Origin of the sequence: Flavobacterium aquidurense (assembly GCF_002217195.1) — a bacterium.
Taxonomy (GTDB): Bacteria; Bacteroidota; Bacteroidia; order Flavobacteriales; family Flavobacteriaceae; genus Flavobacterium; species Flavobacterium frigidimaris.
The window spans coordinates 25,056-41,250 of sequence record NZ_MUGR01000057.1; the positions used below are offsets into that span (position 1 = coordinate 25,056).

Annotated in this window: 19 protein-coding genes; 14 read left to right on the forward strand and 5 right to left on the reverse strand. The window is 33.6% G+C overall.

Going from position 1 to position 16,195, the window contains the following annotated elements; translation table 11 throughout:
- Positions 1–89 precede the first annotated feature (89 nt).
- Positions 90–689: a hypothetical protein gene (locus B0A67_RS22940; protein WP_072964665.1), complete on the forward strand. Its 600-nt coding sequence runs from the start codon at positions 90–92 to the stop codon at positions 687–689.
- Positions 690–808: 119 nt separating this feature from the next.
- Here B0A67_RS22940 and B0A67_RS22945 read toward each other — a convergent pair whose 3' ends face one another.
- Entirely contained in the window at positions 809–1,225 is a 417-nt protein-coding gene (locus B0A67_RS22945; protein WP_072964666.1) for a helix-turn-helix domain-containing protein, read from the reverse strand.
- A 644-nt stretch (positions 1,226–1,869) separates the two neighbouring features.
- Between B0A67_RS22945 and B0A67_RS22950 the strand changes: the two genes are divergently transcribed.
- Genes B0A67_RS22950 through B0A67_RS22960 form a run of 3 tightly spaced genes read left to right on the forward strand, consistent with a single transcriptional unit; the run spans position 1,870 to position 3,390 of the window.
- Complete coding sequence (locus tag B0A67_RS22950; RefSeq protein WP_072964667.1) at positions 1,870–2,100, forward strand: DUF4287 domain-containing protein; 231 nt, start codon at positions 1,870–1,872, stop codon at positions 2,098–2,100.
- A 45-nt stretch (positions 2,101–2,145) separates the two neighbouring features.
- Positions 2,146–2,595: a GNAT family N-acetyltransferase gene (locus B0A67_RS22955; RefSeq protein ID WP_072964668.1), complete on the forward strand. Its 450-nt coding sequence runs from the start codon at positions 2,146–2,148 to the stop codon at positions 2,593–2,595.
- 45 nt (positions 2,596–2,640) lie between these two features.
- Positions 2,641–3,390, forward strand: a complete 750-nt coding sequence (locus tag B0A67_RS22960) for a DUF6882 domain-containing protein (RefSeq protein ID WP_072964669.1) — start codon at positions 2,641–2,643, stop codon at positions 3,388–3,390.
- 217 nt (positions 3,391–3,607) lie between these two features.
- Here B0A67_RS22960 and B0A67_RS22965 read toward each other — a convergent pair whose 3' ends face one another.
- Both B0A67_RS22965 and B0A67_RS22970 read right to left on the reverse strand, forming a co-directional pair.
- Positions 3,608–4,204 (reverse strand): class I SAM-dependent methyltransferase, encoded by a 597-nt coding sequence (locus B0A67_RS22965; protein WP_072964670.1) that lies wholly within the window; start codon positions 4,202–4,204, stop codon positions 3,608–3,610.
- A gap of 247 nt (positions 4,205–4,451) precedes the next feature.
- The gene (locus B0A67_RS22970) at positions 4,452–5,054 is read right to left on the reverse strand and encodes an NUDIX hydrolase (RefSeq protein ID WP_072964671.1); all 603 of its coding nucleotides are present in this window, start codon (positions 5,052–5,054) and stop codon (positions 4,452–4,454) included.
- A 7-nt stretch (positions 5,055–5,061) separates the two neighbouring features.
- On the opposite strand from B0A67_RS22970, the gene pyrE reads away from it, so the two are divergent.
- The gene (pyrE, locus tag B0A67_RS22975; RefSeq protein WP_072964672.1) at positions 5,062–5,712 is read left to right on the forward strand and encodes an orotate phosphoribosyltransferase; all 651 of its coding nucleotides are present in this window, start codon (positions 5,062–5,064) and stop codon (positions 5,710–5,712) included.
- 183 nt (positions 5,713–5,895) lie between these two features.
- Complete coding sequence (locus B0A67_RS22980; protein ID WP_072964673.1) at positions 5,896–6,288, forward strand: SRPBCC family protein; 393 nt, start codon at positions 5,896–5,898, stop codon at positions 6,286–6,288.
- Positions 6,289–6,521: 233 nt separating this feature from the next.
- On the opposite strand, the gene B0A67_RS22985 is transcribed toward B0A67_RS22980, so the two are convergent.
- Positions 6,522–7,250 carry a biotin--[acetyl-CoA-carboxylase] ligase gene (locus tag B0A67_RS22985; RefSeq protein ID WP_072964674.1) on the reverse strand — a complete coding sequence of 243 codons (729 nt, stop codon included), beginning with the start codon at positions 7,248–7,250 and terminating at the stop codon, positions 6,522–6,524.
- A gap of 93 nt (positions 7,251–7,343) precedes the next feature.
- On the opposite strand from B0A67_RS22985, the gene rsfS reads away from it, so the two are divergent.
- The 8 genes from rsfS (at position 7,344) to B0A67_RS23025 (ending at position 14,089) form a co-directional block, all read left to right on the forward strand.
- Positions 7,344–7,715, forward strand: a complete 372-nt coding sequence (gene rsfS, locus B0A67_RS22990; protein WP_072964675.1) for a ribosome silencing factor — start codon at positions 7,344–7,346, stop codon at positions 7,713–7,715.
- A 15-nt stretch (positions 7,716–7,730) separates the two neighbouring features.
- Positions 7,731–9,656 carry an ATP-dependent zinc metalloprotease FtsH gene (gene ftsH, locus B0A67_RS22995; RefSeq protein ID WP_072964676.1) on the forward strand — a complete coding sequence of 642 codons (1,926 nt, stop codon included), beginning with the start codon at positions 7,731–7,733 and terminating at the stop codon, positions 9,654–9,656.
- A 113-nt stretch (positions 9,657–9,769) separates the two neighbouring features.
- Positions 9,770–10,375, forward strand: a complete 606-nt coding sequence (locus B0A67_RS23000; RefSeq protein WP_072964677.1) for a lactate utilization protein B/C — start codon at positions 9,770–9,772, stop codon at positions 10,373–10,375.
- Between the two features lies 1 nt (position 10,376).
- Positions 10,377–11,264 carry a phosphatidate cytidylyltransferase gene (locus B0A67_RS23005; protein WP_072964678.1) on the forward strand — a complete coding sequence of 296 codons (888 nt, stop codon included), beginning with the start codon at positions 10,377–10,379 and terminating at the stop codon, positions 11,262–11,264.
- Entirely contained in the window at positions 11,254–11,907 is a 654-nt protein-coding gene (locus B0A67_RS23010) for a phosphatidylserine decarboxylase family protein (RefSeq protein ID WP_072964679.1), read from the forward strand. The genes B0A67_RS23005 and B0A67_RS23010 overlap by 11 nt, the downstream gene beginning before the upstream one ends.
- Complete coding sequence (locus B0A67_RS23015) at positions 11,907–12,176, forward strand: acyl-CoA-binding protein (RefSeq protein WP_072964680.1); 270 nt, start codon at positions 11,907–11,909, stop codon at positions 12,174–12,176. Before B0A67_RS23010 ends, B0A67_RS23015 begins: the two co-directional genes overlap by 1 nt.
- A gap of 8 nt (positions 12,177–12,184) precedes the next feature.
- Complete coding sequence (locus B0A67_RS23020; protein WP_072964681.1) at positions 12,185–12,967, forward strand: superoxide dismutase; 783 nt, start codon at positions 12,185–12,187, stop codon at positions 12,965–12,967.
- A 63-nt stretch (positions 12,968–13,030) separates the two neighbouring features.
- Positions 13,031–14,089, forward strand: a complete 1,059-nt coding sequence (locus B0A67_RS23025; RefSeq protein ID WP_072964682.1) for a glycoside hydrolase family 130 protein — start codon at positions 13,031–13,033, stop codon at positions 14,087–14,089.
- Between the two features lie 76 nt (positions 14,090–14,165).
- On the opposite strand, the gene B0A67_RS23030 is transcribed toward B0A67_RS23025, so the two are convergent.
- Positions 14,166–16,037 carry an alpha-amylase family protein gene (locus B0A67_RS23030; RefSeq protein ID WP_072964716.1) on the reverse strand — a complete coding sequence of 624 codons (1,872 nt, stop codon included), beginning with the start codon at positions 16,035–16,037 and terminating at the stop codon, positions 14,166–14,168.
- Positions 16,038–16,195 lie beyond the last annotated feature (158 nt).

Here is a 16,195-nt window from a genome sequence, read left to right on the forward strand (position 1 = left end):
TACTCTACATTAATTTATAACACTTTATGGTTTTCCATAAAATCAACCTATAATATGTCTTTAAATTTGAAAACTAAAACGATAAAATTATGATTAAATATTACCATCAAATGACGAAAATTACGTTATTATTAGGAATCTTATTAATAGCTTCTTGTGGAAAAAGTAAAGAAGAAAAAATGCTGTATGATTATCAAAAAGCAAAAGCAAGAAGTATTAATTTCAATATTGATGATTTGGATTTTAATATTAAATCATTAGATAAACTAAACGACATAAAAGCAAAAGATAGTATGGCTTTTTTCCAAAACAAACTTGTTGAATATTATAAAACTACAGATAAAGAAAAAGAAGCAATTAGTTTTGAATACGTAATAAGTCAATTAGACACCCTTATCAATTCATACCAAGAATTAATATTATTAAGAGCTAAAGCTGGAAAATCTTATTTGAATTATGACGATAAAGAAAACAGAAATAAGTTTATAAAAGAAAAAGTATATGTTGAAAATTGGAAAGAACAATATGATAAATATAAGAAAAATCCAGAAGTTGTTTTATCTTCAAAATATAAAGCAAACTATACAATTTTAAATCCCGTAATGAATAATGCAAAACAAACTTTTGAAAAGTTTTTCTTTACTAACTCAAGTCAGACTCAATTCATAGGAGAAGAAAATATTAAATAAAACCCTAATGCCCCGATTACTATGATTATGCAAATTATAGTAATCGGAATCTCCAAAATATAAAAGCCTAATAAATATAAATTTATTAGGCTTTCGTATATTATAGAAAGAATAAAAGATTATTTATCCTTTAATATTTTTTCTAAAAACTCAACTTTGTCTTTTTCAGCCTGAACTAAACGTTCGTACAATTTTTTATTTTCTTCGTAAGCTTCAATTAACTTTTCTAAAGGATTAAAAGTGAACAATGGTCCATGCGAAAATGCGCCATTACTTCCACTATTATCATAAAAATTATTAAAATAATTAATTGCAGCTTCGTCTGAAAAATTTTTAAGCGCTTCAACACTTACTCCCAGAGCTTTTGCTACTTCAACAAGTTTTTCATCGCTGATAGTTTCGCTGTTTTCAAGAGTAGATATAGCTTGTTGATTTGTTCCTAAAGCTTGTGCCAAAGCTTCTTGCTTCATGTCTCTAAGTTCACGAATTCGGCTAATTTTTCGCCCTATATGGTTTGATTTTGTTAGTGTGCTCATAATTCAAAGATAATATTAAGGTTCACAACAACCAATATGTAAAAAACATATATTGTTATGTACGATACAATCTAAATGATTTGTTATCTAAACAAAAGTACGATTTTTGAGACATGAAATAGTTAAAAATGAAAAATTATGTAAAACCCAGCATGAAGCCGATTACGCAGATTTGTAATTATTAAGTGTTCAAAACCTGTTGCTCTGAAAGAGCCATAGCAATAGCATGGTGCGAAGCACTATGAATAAAAAACGATTATATTTTTAAGCCCTGTAAGGGCGGAAGCATAATTTCAAAAAAAATGTTTACCTTATTTTACATGATGTTCTCTTAAAAAACGCCTTTTTCTTTATAACTTTATTCTCTATTTTCTGTTGCCCTTTCAGGGCAATTTCCTCTTTTGATAAATTCGTAGTGCGCTGCACCACGCTATTGCTTTTTAGGGCTTTCAGCCTATTTTTAAAAGTTTCGAATACTTATGATTGCAAAACCCAATAGCGCGGATTTGCAATCTGTTGCATTAAACTTTGTCAAAGTTTAAAACTTTGACAAAGTTGGACCAAATAAATAAAAACCTGAAAACCAATTATATTTTAATTTGTATTTTAGTACTCCAAAAAACTAACCCACTAACCCCTATTTTATGTCATTTCAAGGATATTTAAAAACTATTAAAGAGAAAACAGGAAATGGTCCGGCTGAGTTTAGAATGCTGGCGGAACAAAAGGGATTTACATTAGATGGAAAACTCAAACCTGAGGTAAAAGCAGGAGATATTGTAAGTTGGCTTAAAAATGATTTCGATTTAGGCCAAGGACATTCGATGGCCATTTATGCGCTGCTCAAAGGCATAAAAGATGAAAATAGTAAGTAAGGAACGCTAAAATAATTAAACGTTTAGCAACAATAAATAGAAGAAATGAGAATAATCTCCGTAAGAGAAAACCCGGAATATCTAGATAAAACGATTCAATACTTTCAGAATAGCTGGTCTGAAATAGCACCCGTTATTTATGAAGACTGCATTACGCATAGTATAAATGCCAAAGACTCTTTGCCACAATGGTATCTCTTAGAACATAACGAAGAAATTATTGGCTGTGCCGGACTTATTACAAATGATTTTATTAGCCGGATGGATCTATATCCCTGGATTTGCGCCATTTTTATAGACGAGAAACAGCGTGGAAATAACTACAGTAAGTTACTTATCGAAAAAGCCAAAGAAGACTCTAAAAAAGCGGGATTCAAAAACTTATACCTTTGTACGGACCATACAGGATTTTATGAAAAATCTGGTTTTAGCTATATCGGGCAAGGATATCATCCTTGGGAAGAAGAATCCAGAATTTATCAAATCGATTTGTAAACTTATTTCAGGGCAAGACACAAACTAACTAAAAACCATAAAGAAATGGGATTATTCAATAAACTTTTTAAAAAGAAAGAAGAGAATAAGGAGTCAACTTCAACTGTCATTCAACCCAACATTAGCAAGCATTTTACATCTGAAAATGATTTTTTAGAGAAATTTGGAGCTGCTGCTTTAGAAAAACAAAGAAATCTTTATGATGTAACTGGCGATCTTTCCTGGAATGTTGACATGGACAAAGAAGAAATAACATTTGGAGAAAATCGTACTTTCCCGATGCAGGCTTTGGGTTCGTTTTCTCATTCTTCAGAAACATGGCTTTGGATCTGGGAAAATAAAGCGGCTGGTTATACCGAATCTGTAATGAAACAAGCTCTTTTACTAAAGCAATATGGAGAACAAAATAATATTGATTTATTGACTGTTGGAAAATTTGACGCCGTAGAAAATGATTTACATTTAATAGGAATGATTGCTGTCGAAATGTTCAACGGAAGTGGTTATTATCTTGGAAATTACGGACACGGAACAATGGTTCTTACCATTAAATCTGATGTAATAGACAAAGTTGAAAGTGAAGAATTCTCTCGAATTTTAACTGTTTTTCCAGAACTAATTTCAACATTTGAAATTCAAAATCATAAAAATGCTTTTACAAATTATCTAACACAGAAAGGCTATAAACTGACATCGAACGGAAACGAAATTAAAGCAGAAAAGAATGAGAATGTAATTAACGCTGTTTTTAATGAAGATAATCTTTTGATAAAATTAAATGGTAGTAATGCTTAAGCTTTCCTGCCTGACTTAAAAACAACTAAAAAAACAGAAAGCCCTTTTAGAACCCATTGCTCGCGTGAGGGATAGAAGCAATCCGCCGCAGCGGAGCGTATAGCCCGACAGCATCCCGATAAGAGGGCGTATAAACGTAAACCAAATTTGCCCTCTTATCGGGATGGTGGCACGCCCAACTTAAAATTTTAAGAAACGCTAATTTGACGGAAATAAATCACGACATTTTTCTCCAAAAGTTTAATACTCCGTCGCAGGCAGAATATTCTAAATCAAAACTTTCGGGAATTTCTTCCCATGTACTCCAGTAAGTTACAAGTCTGGTATATTTAGGCGCTTTGGCAAGTTGGTCCCTGACATAGTTAGAATAAGAAAGGAACAGTTCGTTTTTGGGCACTATAATTTTATCGATTGGACAGGAAGTATCTATATTTTCGAAAAAAGAATTGTAGAAATAAAATGCATCGTAATCAGCAAAAGAAATATCGGTGATATTAGAATGAATAAATTCGACATTCTCGACATGATGCTTTTCGGCTATTTTTTTGGATAGTTTTATAAGAGATGCTCTTTGTTCAACTCCATAAAAAAGGCCTTTTGTAGAAGCTGCGCCCACTAAACAGAATTTCCCAACGCCTGCACCAATGTCCAAAACCTTTTTATTGGGTTTATCAACCAGATAATCTGCCGCAATCCTGGCAATGGCAACCGGAGTCCAATGTCGCTCTGCCAGTCTTCTGATGCGTGTAGAATACAACATATTAAACGTGCTGTCTTCTATTTCTATATTTTTTTTTAAGGATTTAAAAACCATTTAATTGGATTGCCTGTCTTTCTGATTAGATAAAATCACGTTACGTCTTGCAACTACAACTCCTAAAAACCAGTAAATTTTAAGCACCCGATTTTAGTATTGCAGTATTTTCCTGCAATATAACATTACTTAATGTAATTCGCAATCTAAACGAACATTAAATGTATTTCTTTGATTGATGTCAGGATGACAATCCCTTAATCGTTTTAAATTTAAGATTTGATATTGGTATTGAGATTTGATAACGTTATTTCAACTGTTTCTCTTCTTCAAATAACAATTTAATATTCTCATACGAGTTTTTCAGCGCTTCTTTGATTTGCTCGGGATTTAGCCATGCTACTTTTTCGATGCCTTCTTCAAGCTGTCCTTTTGGCGTTCCTTCAAAATCAGATTGCATTTCGAACCAATGTGTGATTTTGAGTTTGTATTTTCCGTTGCGTTTAAAAACGTGGTATGTTTTTTCGAGTTTATTAGTAATTCGAAGTTTGTTTACTCCGGTTTCTTCTTCGACTTCGCGCATGGCAGTTGCCTCAATTTCCTCGCCTTTCTCGATTCCGCCCTTTGGTAAGTCCCATTTTCCATTTCTGAAAATAAATAAAACCTCGCCTTTTTTATTGTACACAAGACCTCCACCTGCTTTATTAACAGGGATTTTAGCCTTAAGGGTCTTCATAATTTCCTTTTCATCAGGATGATATAAATACGCCTTTTGAATTTTATTTTGAAACATTTTGACTATAAGCTGCTCAATATCAATACTCTCTAACAAGAATAATTGAAAATCAGTCTCTCTTGAGATTTCATTTGTCAAAAAAAGTGGTTTGTCGTTCACAAAAACTTTATACATTTGTACTATGATTTTTAATAAAGATACTGCCGAAAAAACAGCCGAATTGCTTTTGCAAATAAATGCAATTAAATTGAATCCCGAAAATCCTTTTACATGGGCTTCAGGTTGGAAATCTCCTATTTACTGTGATAATAGGTTAATTCTTTCATTTCCGAGCATCCGAAACTACGTTCGTGATGAGTTTGCGAAGAATATTGAAAAACAATTTGGGAAACCAGATGTAATTGCCGGTGTTGCCACTGGAGCCATTGGAGTGGGAATTCTTGTTGCTGAAAGCCTTGGATTACCGTTTGTATATGTGCGTCCGGAAGCAAAAAAACACGGAAGACAAAACCAGGTTGAAGGTTTTTTACAAAAAGGACAAAATGTTGTTGTTGTAGAAGATTTAATCAGCACAGGAAACAGCAGTTTGATGGCTGTTGAAGCTTTACGTAACGAAGGTGCCAACATAAAAGGGATGGCAGCGATCTTTACTTATGGTTTTAATGTTGCCGAAGAGAACTTTAAAAAGGCTAATATCGATTTGTATACGTTAAGCAATTACGAAAACCTGTTAGATTTAGCAGTTCAGAAACAATACATTACAGAAGAGCAACAGTCTACTTTACTGGAATGGAACGAAAGTCCATCTACATGGGGGAAAGAAGAAGAATAGATTTTAGATTTTAGATTTTAGATTTTAGATTTTAGATTTTAGATTTTAGATTTTAGATTTTAGATTTTAGATTTTAGATTTTAATAATTTGAAATTGCATTTCAAATTATTAAAAATGAGTATCGTATTGGAATTTATTTTTCCGCCCATTCTTAAAAAAAACAATTAGTAAAAAATTAAAATATGAACTTAGAAAGTCCAAAAGTTACTGTTCAGAAATCAGCTCAAGATTTATTTGATTTATTGACTGATGTTAAGAATTTTGAAAAACTAATGCCGGAAAACATCGCTAAATTCGAAGTAATTGGTGAAGACGCTTTTATCTTTGGATTAAAAGGCATGCCGGAAATAAAACTTAAAATGAAAGAAAAAACAGCGCCAAACAAAATTGTTTTGGGGGCTGCAAGTGATAAACTTCCTTTTACTTTAGTTTCGAATATCGAAAGTGTTTCAGCTTCAGAAAGTGCTGTTCAACTACAATTCGAAGGCGAATTTAATCCTATGATGGCGATGATGATCAAAGGGCCAATTAGCAAATTCATTGAAACTTTGGCTACTAATATGACGAAGCTGTAATTTTAATTATCAATTGTTAATTATTAATTGTTAATTGTTGAACTATATAATCAAAGCCTGATCTCACGATCGGGCTTTTTTACTTGTAGTGAACTTATTTCTTGCACATTGAATCAGATTAGGCCAATTTATTGCTTACAAAGCTGCGAAATTTTTAAATTAAAAAATAAAGCGTTGCGACAGCAACTTTACGCAAAATCTTTGAACCTTTGCTGCTTTGCATCTCTGAACCTCTAATAAAGCATCTGAACCTCCTTGATATCAAATTCTGAAACCGAATCATCTTCTAATAAAATCTGAATTTTCCCTACAGAAGAAACACCCTGAATAATCCCCATAAAGTTCTCGTTTTTCAGGTTTTTAAATGGCATTGGAACTCCTTTTCTAAATAACGAATTAAAATATTCTTTCCAGAAATCAGAAGTATTATCCTCCCAGGATTCAATATTCTCTTTTATTTTTTCGACTATCAAAAAGGGTAGTGCATTTTTGTCAAAATGAGTCTCACAAATCACGGCCAATGAAGATGCATTTGGTAAATGCTCAAAATTTGTCTGATTTACATTGAGTCCAATTCCAACAACTGACACGATCCTGCCATCGCTTTTTAGGGTATTTTCGATAAGTATGCCACCAACCTTTTTATTATATGACATAATGTCGTTAGGCCATTTTATACTTAATTTAGGAATATTCAATGATTTTAAAGCATTAATTACGGCTAACGAAACAATAACACTTAAGTTAAAAACCTGTTCATTATCATACAGAAAATCCTTTACCAAAACACTCATAACTAAGTTTTTACCTGACTCAGACTGCCATTTAGACCCCATCTGCCCTTTGCCTTTTGTCTGATTTTCAGCAGTTACTACGGTAAAATTATCAGGTTCATCCTGGCTTGCTAATGATTTCAGGAAATCATTTGTAGAATCTATGGCATCGAGTTTGATTAGTTTCATCAAAAGAATTTAATTAACTTAATTTAATATTTTGTTAAGGTTCAAAAATAATCACAAATTTTGGTAACTTTACAAAATCATATAAAATAATTCATGGCGAAAAAGACTATTAATAATGATGTTCTATTGGCGAACATAATCAAAGGGATTGAAGAAGTAAAAGGAAATGACATCAGTATTCTTGACTTAAGAGATATAGACACGGCAGTTTGTGACTATTTTGTTATTTGCAACGGAAATTCAAATACCCAAGTTAACGCCATCGTAGGCTCAATTCAAAAAACAGTATCTAAAGACTTAAAAGATAAACCGTGGCACGTAGAAGGAACCGATAATGCTGAGTGGGTTCTTATGGATTATGTGCACATAGTTGTACACGTTTTCCAGAAACACATTCGTGAATATTATAATATCGAAAGCCTTTGGGGTGACGCCAAAATAACTACAATCGAAAACAAATACTAAAAGAAACTTTCTCTAATGGCTAAAGATAATAATCCAAATCCGAGTAAATTTAAAATAAGTCCTTGGTTAATATATACCGCAATACTTCTAGTTTTTTTATTTATAAGTTTTGCAACCGGAGGATCAAACTTAAGCGAACCTGCTCAATTAACTTCTTCTAAATTCAATGTTTTATTAGAAAAAGGTCAAATTGAAAAAGTAATCGTTTACAATAAAGCTGAAGCTGAAGTATACTTAAACGCTGCCGCTCTAAAAGATCCGGCAAATAAAAAAGTAGCTAATGATATTTTTGAAAGACCCAACAAAGGTCCTCACTATACATTAGAAATTGGTAACGACCAGATTTTTCAAACTAAATTAGAAAAAGCAGTTGGCGAAGGCAAACTGAAAGATTTTAATTTTTTACAGAAAAACAACTGGAGCGATATTTTAATCAGTTTACTTCCTATCATCATCATTATTGGTGTTTGGATTTTCATTATGCGTAAAATGTCAGGTGGCGCAGGTGGCGGTGGCGGACAAATTTTTAACATTGGAAAGTCAAAAGCTAAGTTATTTGATGAAAAAACAGATATCAAAACCACATTTAAGGATGTTGCCGGTTTAGAAGGTGCTAAAGAAGAAATACAAGAAATTGTAGAATTCCTTAAGAATCCAGAAAAATACACGAATCTTGGTGGTAAAATTCCTAAAGGAGCTTTACTTGTAGGTCCTCCGGGAACTGGTAAAACATTACTTGCAAAAGCAGTTGCAGGAGAAGCTCAGGTACCTTTCTTCTCGTTATCAGGTTCTGATTTCGTAGAAATGTTCGTAGGAGTTGGTGCTTCACGTGTTCGTGACTTATTCAAACAAGCAAAAGAAAAATCCCCTGCCATTATCTTCATTGACGAGATTGACGCTGTAGGTAGAGCAAGAGGAAAAAGCAATATGTCAGGCGGAAATGACGAAAGAGAAAACACACTGAACCAATTACTAACAGAAATGGATGGTTTTGGTACAAACTCTAACGTAATTGTCCTTGCTGCAACCAACAGAGCTGACGTTCTTGACAAGGCTTTAATGCGTGCCGGGCGTTTTGACAGACAAATTTTTGTTGACCTACCGGACATTCGCGAAAGAGCTGAAATCTTTAAAGTTCACTTAGCTCCTATCAAAAAAGTAGAAGGTCTTGATCTTGACTTCTTAGCAAAACAAACTCCGGGATTCTCTGGTGCTGACATCGCTAATGTTTGTAACGAAGCTGCCTTAATTGCTGCACGTTACAACAAAACAGCAGTTGACAAACAAGATTTCTTAGATGCTGTTGACAGAATCATTGGCGGTCTTGAAAAGAAAAACAAAATCATTACTCCGGACGAGAAAAGAGCAATCGCTATTCACGAAGCCGGTCACGCAACTGTAAGCTGGATGTTAGAGCATGCTGCACCGCTTATTAAAGTAACTATTGTTCCTCGCGGACAGAGTTTAGGAGCTGCATGGTACCTTCCTGAAGAAAGACAAATCGTGAGAACAGACCAAATGCTCGACGAAATGTGTGCTACTATGGGCGGAAGAGCTGCTGAAAAGGTAACTTTTGACAGAATTTCAACCGGTGCATTAAGCGATTTAGAAAAAGTTACACGTCAGGCTCGTGCCATGGTAACGATTTATGGTTTGAATGATAAAATAGGAAATGTTACTTATTATGACTCAACTGGTCAGAGTGAATACAATTTCTCTAAACCATATTCTGACGAAACTGCAAAAGTTATTGATAAAGAAATCTCAGAATTAATTGAAGGTCAATACCAAAGAGCCATTCAAATTCTGGAAGAAAACAAAGACAAGCTAAATCAACTAGCTGACATATTGATTGAAAAAGAAGTTATTTTTAAAGATGACTTAGAGACTATTTTCGGAAAACGTACTTTTGATAAAAATTTAGAAGAAGTGGTTTCGTAAATATTCAGTAAATATGTAATATTTTTTAAAATCTTAATTCAAAATAGCCTTTTGAATTAAGATTTTTTTATCTTTGAACGTTTTCAATTAACATGTAAAGTATTTCATATAAAATGAATTTTTTCAAAAAAATATTTGGATCAAGCGATTCTGCTTCAGATGAAGAAAATGAAAGCGAGTACGGAGGAAACCATGCTCCTGACAGTCATTTATCTATCGACGAAAGATTCATTTTTAATTTCAAAAAAAATGGAGGTAAATTTTTGTACTGTGAAAACAAACAAGAGGTTGCTGAACAGTTTGAAAATATCCTGGAAGAAAATGATTGGTTCGAAAGCGAAGTATTATGTTATGAGCCCGGGCTTTTTCATTTACTAGCTGAAAATAAATTAATTTATACTTCTCCTAAAAATCCTAAATTTTTATTGGCTACCTGTGAGAATTTAATTGCTGAAGAGGGATCAATCTTATTTTCATCAAAACAAATCAGACAAGACAAACCAAACGAATTACCGGCAAACATTGTCATTATTGCGACAACAAGTCAACTGCAATTAATAAAAAGCGATGGTTTAAGCGCCATCAAGAGAAAATACGAAAGGGATTACCCTACTAACATCACCACCATAAAATATTTCGAAAAAGCAAAAGAAGAAGATTTTACACAATACGGAAGTGTTGCCAAGAATTTATATTTATTGCTCTTAGAAGACCTTTAAGATGAATGAAACACTCAAGAGAACCATTTCTGGTGCTGTTTATATCGCTTTATTACTAACTTCGATTTTGTTTTCTACAGAAAGCTTTATTATTCTTTTTGGTATCTTCCTTGTCATTGCCACTTACGAGTTCTGCAACTTAGTAGGCATCAACAAATTCTTTTCGATTTTGTTTGTTTCTCTTTTTTATTCGACTGTTTCTTTAATTAGTTTTTACAGAAATGAAACCGAAAATTACATCAATAAGCTTTTAAAAGAGAATATAGTATTTACCATTGATACAGATCGGTTATTTACTGTATTACTTATTATTACCCTTATTGTATCTGTAAAATGTATTGTTTTTTTATTTGATGATACACAAACCATAAGCAAAGCATCCAAATACATTTATTTAATTGGATATATTATGTTACCTTTTCTTTTTATTACCAAGATTTCGTTTGGAGTAAAAGATTACAATGCAAAAATCATCATTGGACTATTTGTTTTAATCTGGACCAATGACACTTTTGCTTACTTAGTTGGAAAATCAATTGGAAAACATAAATTATTTGAACGCATTTCTCCTAAAAAAACCATAGAGGGATTTTTTGGCGGAGTTGTTTTTGCTGCTTTTGCAGGCTTCTTAATTTCGAAGTTATACATTCAGCCCAATCCGGATTTCAGCAGCAAATCGATCTTAATATGGACAATAATCGCTTTAATTGTAAGCGTTTTTGGAACTATCGGAGATTTGATCGAATCAAAGTTTAAGAGAGTCGCCGGCGTAAAAGACAGCGGTACCATAATGCCAGGTCACGGAGGTGTATTAGATCGACTAGATAGTGTTATATTTGTAGCACCAATTATATTTTTATTTTATCAAATTTTATATTATGTTTCATAAAGAGGGAGGCCCATCCATTTTATTAGGTACTGCATTTGCAGTAGCTGTACTTTTAATTGCTGAGAAATTCATTGATATTATCTGGCTAAGAATGCTTGTACAAATTGCAGGCGTGCTAATTTTGATCATCATTTTACAATTTTTCAGAAACCCTAAAAGAATTGCGATTAGAAACAGCGATCAGATTCTTGCTCCGGTAGATGGTAAAGTTGTAGTTATTGAAGAAGTTTACGAAGGTGAATTTTTTAAAGACAAACGTTTACAGGTTTCTATTTTTATGTCACCAATCAACGTACACGTAACACGTTACGCAATGGACGGGATCATAAAGTTCAGTAAATATCACCCGGGAAAATTTTTGGTTGCATGGCATCCTAAAGCGAGTGAAGAAAATGAAAGAACAACAGTTGTAATTGAAAATGAAACTTTCGGACAAATACTTTACAGACAAATTGCAGGCGCTTTAGCGAGAAGAATTGTAAATTATGCTCAGGAAGGCATGCAAGTCGTACAAGGTACAGATGCAGGTTTTATAAAATTTGGTTCAAGAGTAGATTTATTTCTACCTTTAGGTACTCCAATTAATGTAGTATTAAACCAAAAAGCAATTGGTGGAAAAACTATTATTGCTACAAAAGCTTAATGACCGAAAAAGATTTAGATACACGTTTTTCAGAGGCTGTAGAAATCGCTCTCAAAATGACTCAGGCCTCACTGCCACAAGATGTGCAGCTGCGACTTTATGCCTATTACAAACAGGCAACTTTTGGAACTGCAGTCTATAATCAATCTGAAAATTTTGATTTAAGAGATGCTTTCAAAACAAACGCATGGATGCAGATTAGTCATATATCGATCGATGAAGCTAAAGAAAGTTATATTGAAATCATTAATTCACTAACATTAAAATAACTATTATTATGAAGAAAAACATTGTTCATTTCAGCATTTTAACTTCATTATTCCTCTTATTTTCTTGTAATGATAAAGACAAGCTGACCGAAGTTGTAGAAGTTCCACTACCAAGTAAAGAGGAGAAAATAACGATAGGATCACCAAATGATATAAAAGCAGATCCCGGTTCTTTTGAGTTGACAAAATTGCCATTTTCATACGATGCTCTGGCTCCCGCAATACGAACCCTTACTTTAGAAACACATTATTCCAAACATTATTTAACGTACACGAATAATCTTAATAAAGCAATTCTAAATACAGAGTTTGAGAATTTACCAATTGAAGACATCCTGAAAAAAATGGATCTTAACAATGCTAAACTTCGCCAAAATGCAGGTGGCTATTACAATCACACGTTGTATTTTAATATCCTGACACCTAAAGAGCAAACTCCCAAAGATACTTTGGCAGGCTCTATTAATAAAGAATTTGGCTCTCTGGCTAATTTAACCAATCAGTTCAAAGGTCAATCTATAAAACAATTTGGTTCTGGCTGGGTTTGGCTGGTAGTCGATAAAGCAGGAAAACTGCAAGTGACTACTACAGAAAACCAAGACAATCCGCTAATGAAAAATGCCCTGATTCCGGGAACACCAATTTTAGGAATCGACTTATGGGAACATGCTTATTACCTGGATTACCAAAATAGAAAAGGAAGTTATATCGATGCTTTTTACGAACACATAAACTGGGAAAAAGTAAACGAAAATTACATAGAGGCTTTGAAAAAAGTTAAAAGAGTATAAAACATAAAAAGCTGATGCAATTGAGTATCAGCTTTTTTTATATCCAAAACTTATGCAAAAAACATGAAAGATATAGCAACTCGTTTTATAGAAAACCCCTTAATATCTCCTTCCGACATCCCGTCGAGCAGAGAAGGATTAGAAATTACCTGTCTTCTGAATCCGGGAGTATTTCAATTTGAAAATAAAATCTGGCTGGCAGTACGTGTCGCCGAAAGACCTAAACAAAAAGAAGATACAATTTCTTTTCCGATATTAACAGAAACAGGGACGATTGAAATCATTGAGATTCCCAAAGACGATCCGGAATTAATAGCAACAGACGCTCGCGTAATCAATTACAAAGGAACTGATTATTTGACCACATTATCACACATTCGGTTGTTGTGCAGCGAAAACGGACGTGAGTTTTACGAACCTGAAAATTATCCCATTTTAACCGGCGAAGGCGCATTAGAAACTTTCGGAATCGAGGATTGTCGTGTTTCTCTTATACAGGGACGTTATTACCTAACTTTCACCTCTGTTTCAGATAATGGTGTCGGTGTTGGCCTGCGCACCACTAAGGATTGGAAAAATTTTGAAAAACACGGCATGATATTACCTCCACACAATAAAGATTGCGCCATTTTTGAAGAAAAAATAAATGGCTTATTTTACGCATTGCATCGACCAAGTAGTGTAGACATTGGAGGAAATTATATTTGGATAGCTTCGTCTCCGGATGGCATTCACTGGGGCAATCACCATTGTATTCTTAAAACAAGAAAAGACCATTGGGACAGCAAAAGGGTTGGAGCCGGAGCTGCACCTATAAAAACTGAAAAAGGCTGGCTGGAAATCTATCATGGAGCTAATGAAAGCCACCAGTATTGTTTGGGTGCTTTTTTAATGGATCTTGAAGATCCAAGTAAAGTGATTTCAAGAACCAAAAAACCAATTATGGTTCCTGCTACAAATTATGAATTAAGTGGCTTTTTTGGCAACGTAGTCTTTACAAATGGCCATATTGTAGAAAATGACAGGGATACACTTACCGTTTATTATGGCGCTTCTGATGAATTTGTTTGTGGGGCCAAATTTTCAATTAAAGAAATTCTTTTACTTCTGGAAAACATCTAAACACAAATTATAATAAAAAAACTTGTTTAGTATAATTTATTACTAAACAAGTTCTTTTTATATTTTTTGATCAAAACTATTTCAATTCATAAATAAAAGATTCAGATGGCGCAATTGTAACTCCTGCCCTTCCTTCTCCATTATTTACTTTTAATCGAACTGCATTCTTTTGATACAATTGATCTGTCAGGACATATTCCCCATCTTTTAGATTCCATTTTGAGATAATATCAGCAGGGATTTTCAAATCAAACTCGCTTGTTTTTTCTGATGAAAAATTTGCCACAACAACCAATTTTTGATTGGCTGACCAGCGTACATAAGAATAAAGCAATTCATCATATCCGGCATTATCTTGACGATTTGCAGTTTGAATTTCCTGAAAACTTCCCATTAAAGCAGGACTATTAATAGAGAAATTTAGCAATCGTTTATAAAAGTCACGAAGATTTTTCTCTGAATCAGAAAGTTGTCCTCCATCAAATTTTCCGTCATTCATCCAGCGCTGATGATTAGGAACACCAATATAATCAAAAATAGAAGTTCTTGTAGGCTTTCCGAATCCGGCATCTTCATTTCCGGCCTCTCCTACTTCCTGTCCAAAATAAACCATTGTTGGCGATGTGCTTATAGTTGTAGAAACCACCATCAAAGGTTTTCCTCGTTCCGGGGTTCCGGCAAATTCAGCACTAGCCAAACGTTGTTCGTCATGATTGTCCAGAAAATGCAGCATATTATGTTCAATATCCGACATTCCTTTTTTAATATCCGACAATCCGTCCGGAGAAGATTTTCCGCGAATAATATCTTTCAGCTTATCATACGTTTCAACCTTATCATATAAATAATCCATTTTTCCTAAACGAATATAATTTCGGTATTCATTCGGATTATACACTTCTGCCAATAAAAAAGCATTTGGATTTTTCATTTTGATAGCCGAATTCATATAACTCCAAAACTCATACGGAACCATTTCTGCCATATCATAACGAAAACCATCAACACCTTTACCAATCCAATACAAAGCGATTGATCTGAATTTCTTCCAGGAATCAGGCACATCTTTATCCTGCCAAAAAGCAAAATGTTCCGGATATGATTTTTGATCAAACCCGACAGGAAGCTCAGGAAAATCTTTAGAACCGTCAGGACGAATTCCGTAATTTACTTTCACTGTTTCGTACCAGTCATTTTGATCCGGTTTTACTTTTCGGGAACCATTTCCTGTCCATTTTGCAGGATTTTCATCAAAAATCCCATCAACCAGCGGATTTTTTTCTCCATTTAACGGAATATCATTGTCAGGAATTTCAAAATGGTTATTTGGGATATAATAAAAGTTATTGTCTCGTTTGTATTCAACATTTACATCGTCATTGGCACCAAAATCCTTAACACCTTCAGGATTGTTTTTTCCTTCATATTTTCGGGCAATATGATTGGGAACAATATCAATAATCAGTTTTAAACCCGCTTTGTGCGTACGGACAATCAAATCTTCAAATTCTTGTAATCGGTTCGCAGGATTTACCGCCAAATCCGGATTTACATTATAATAATCTTTTACAGCATAGGGCGATCCAGCACGGCCTTTGACCACTTCAGGATCATCATCAGAAATTCCGTAAGCTTTATAATCCCCAACCAAAGCATGATGAGGAACTCCGGTATACCATATATAAGTAACTCCTAAATCTTTAATTTCGTGAAGTGCCTGATCCGTAAAATCATTAAATTTTCCAACACCGTTTTCTTCAATTGTTCCCCAGGGTTTATTGGTTGTAGCTTTATTCCCAAACAATCTGGTAAAAACCTGATACACTACAATTTTCTTATTAGTAGCAACTTCTTCTTTCGCTGTATTCATTTTTAAATCTTTGGTTTTACATGCACTAAACAGCATGGTTGCAGCCATTCCTGCAACAAAAACTTTTTTATTTATCATATTCATTTTATAAACTAATACCTTTTCTAAATTTAAAATCAAATCAATAATTTTAGAAACCAATTTCTAAATTTAGGCTAATTTTTAAATGAAGAAGAATCTAAAATCAATTTTATTCTGATTTCAATTTAAAAAACCGAACTATAACGAAAGAGTAC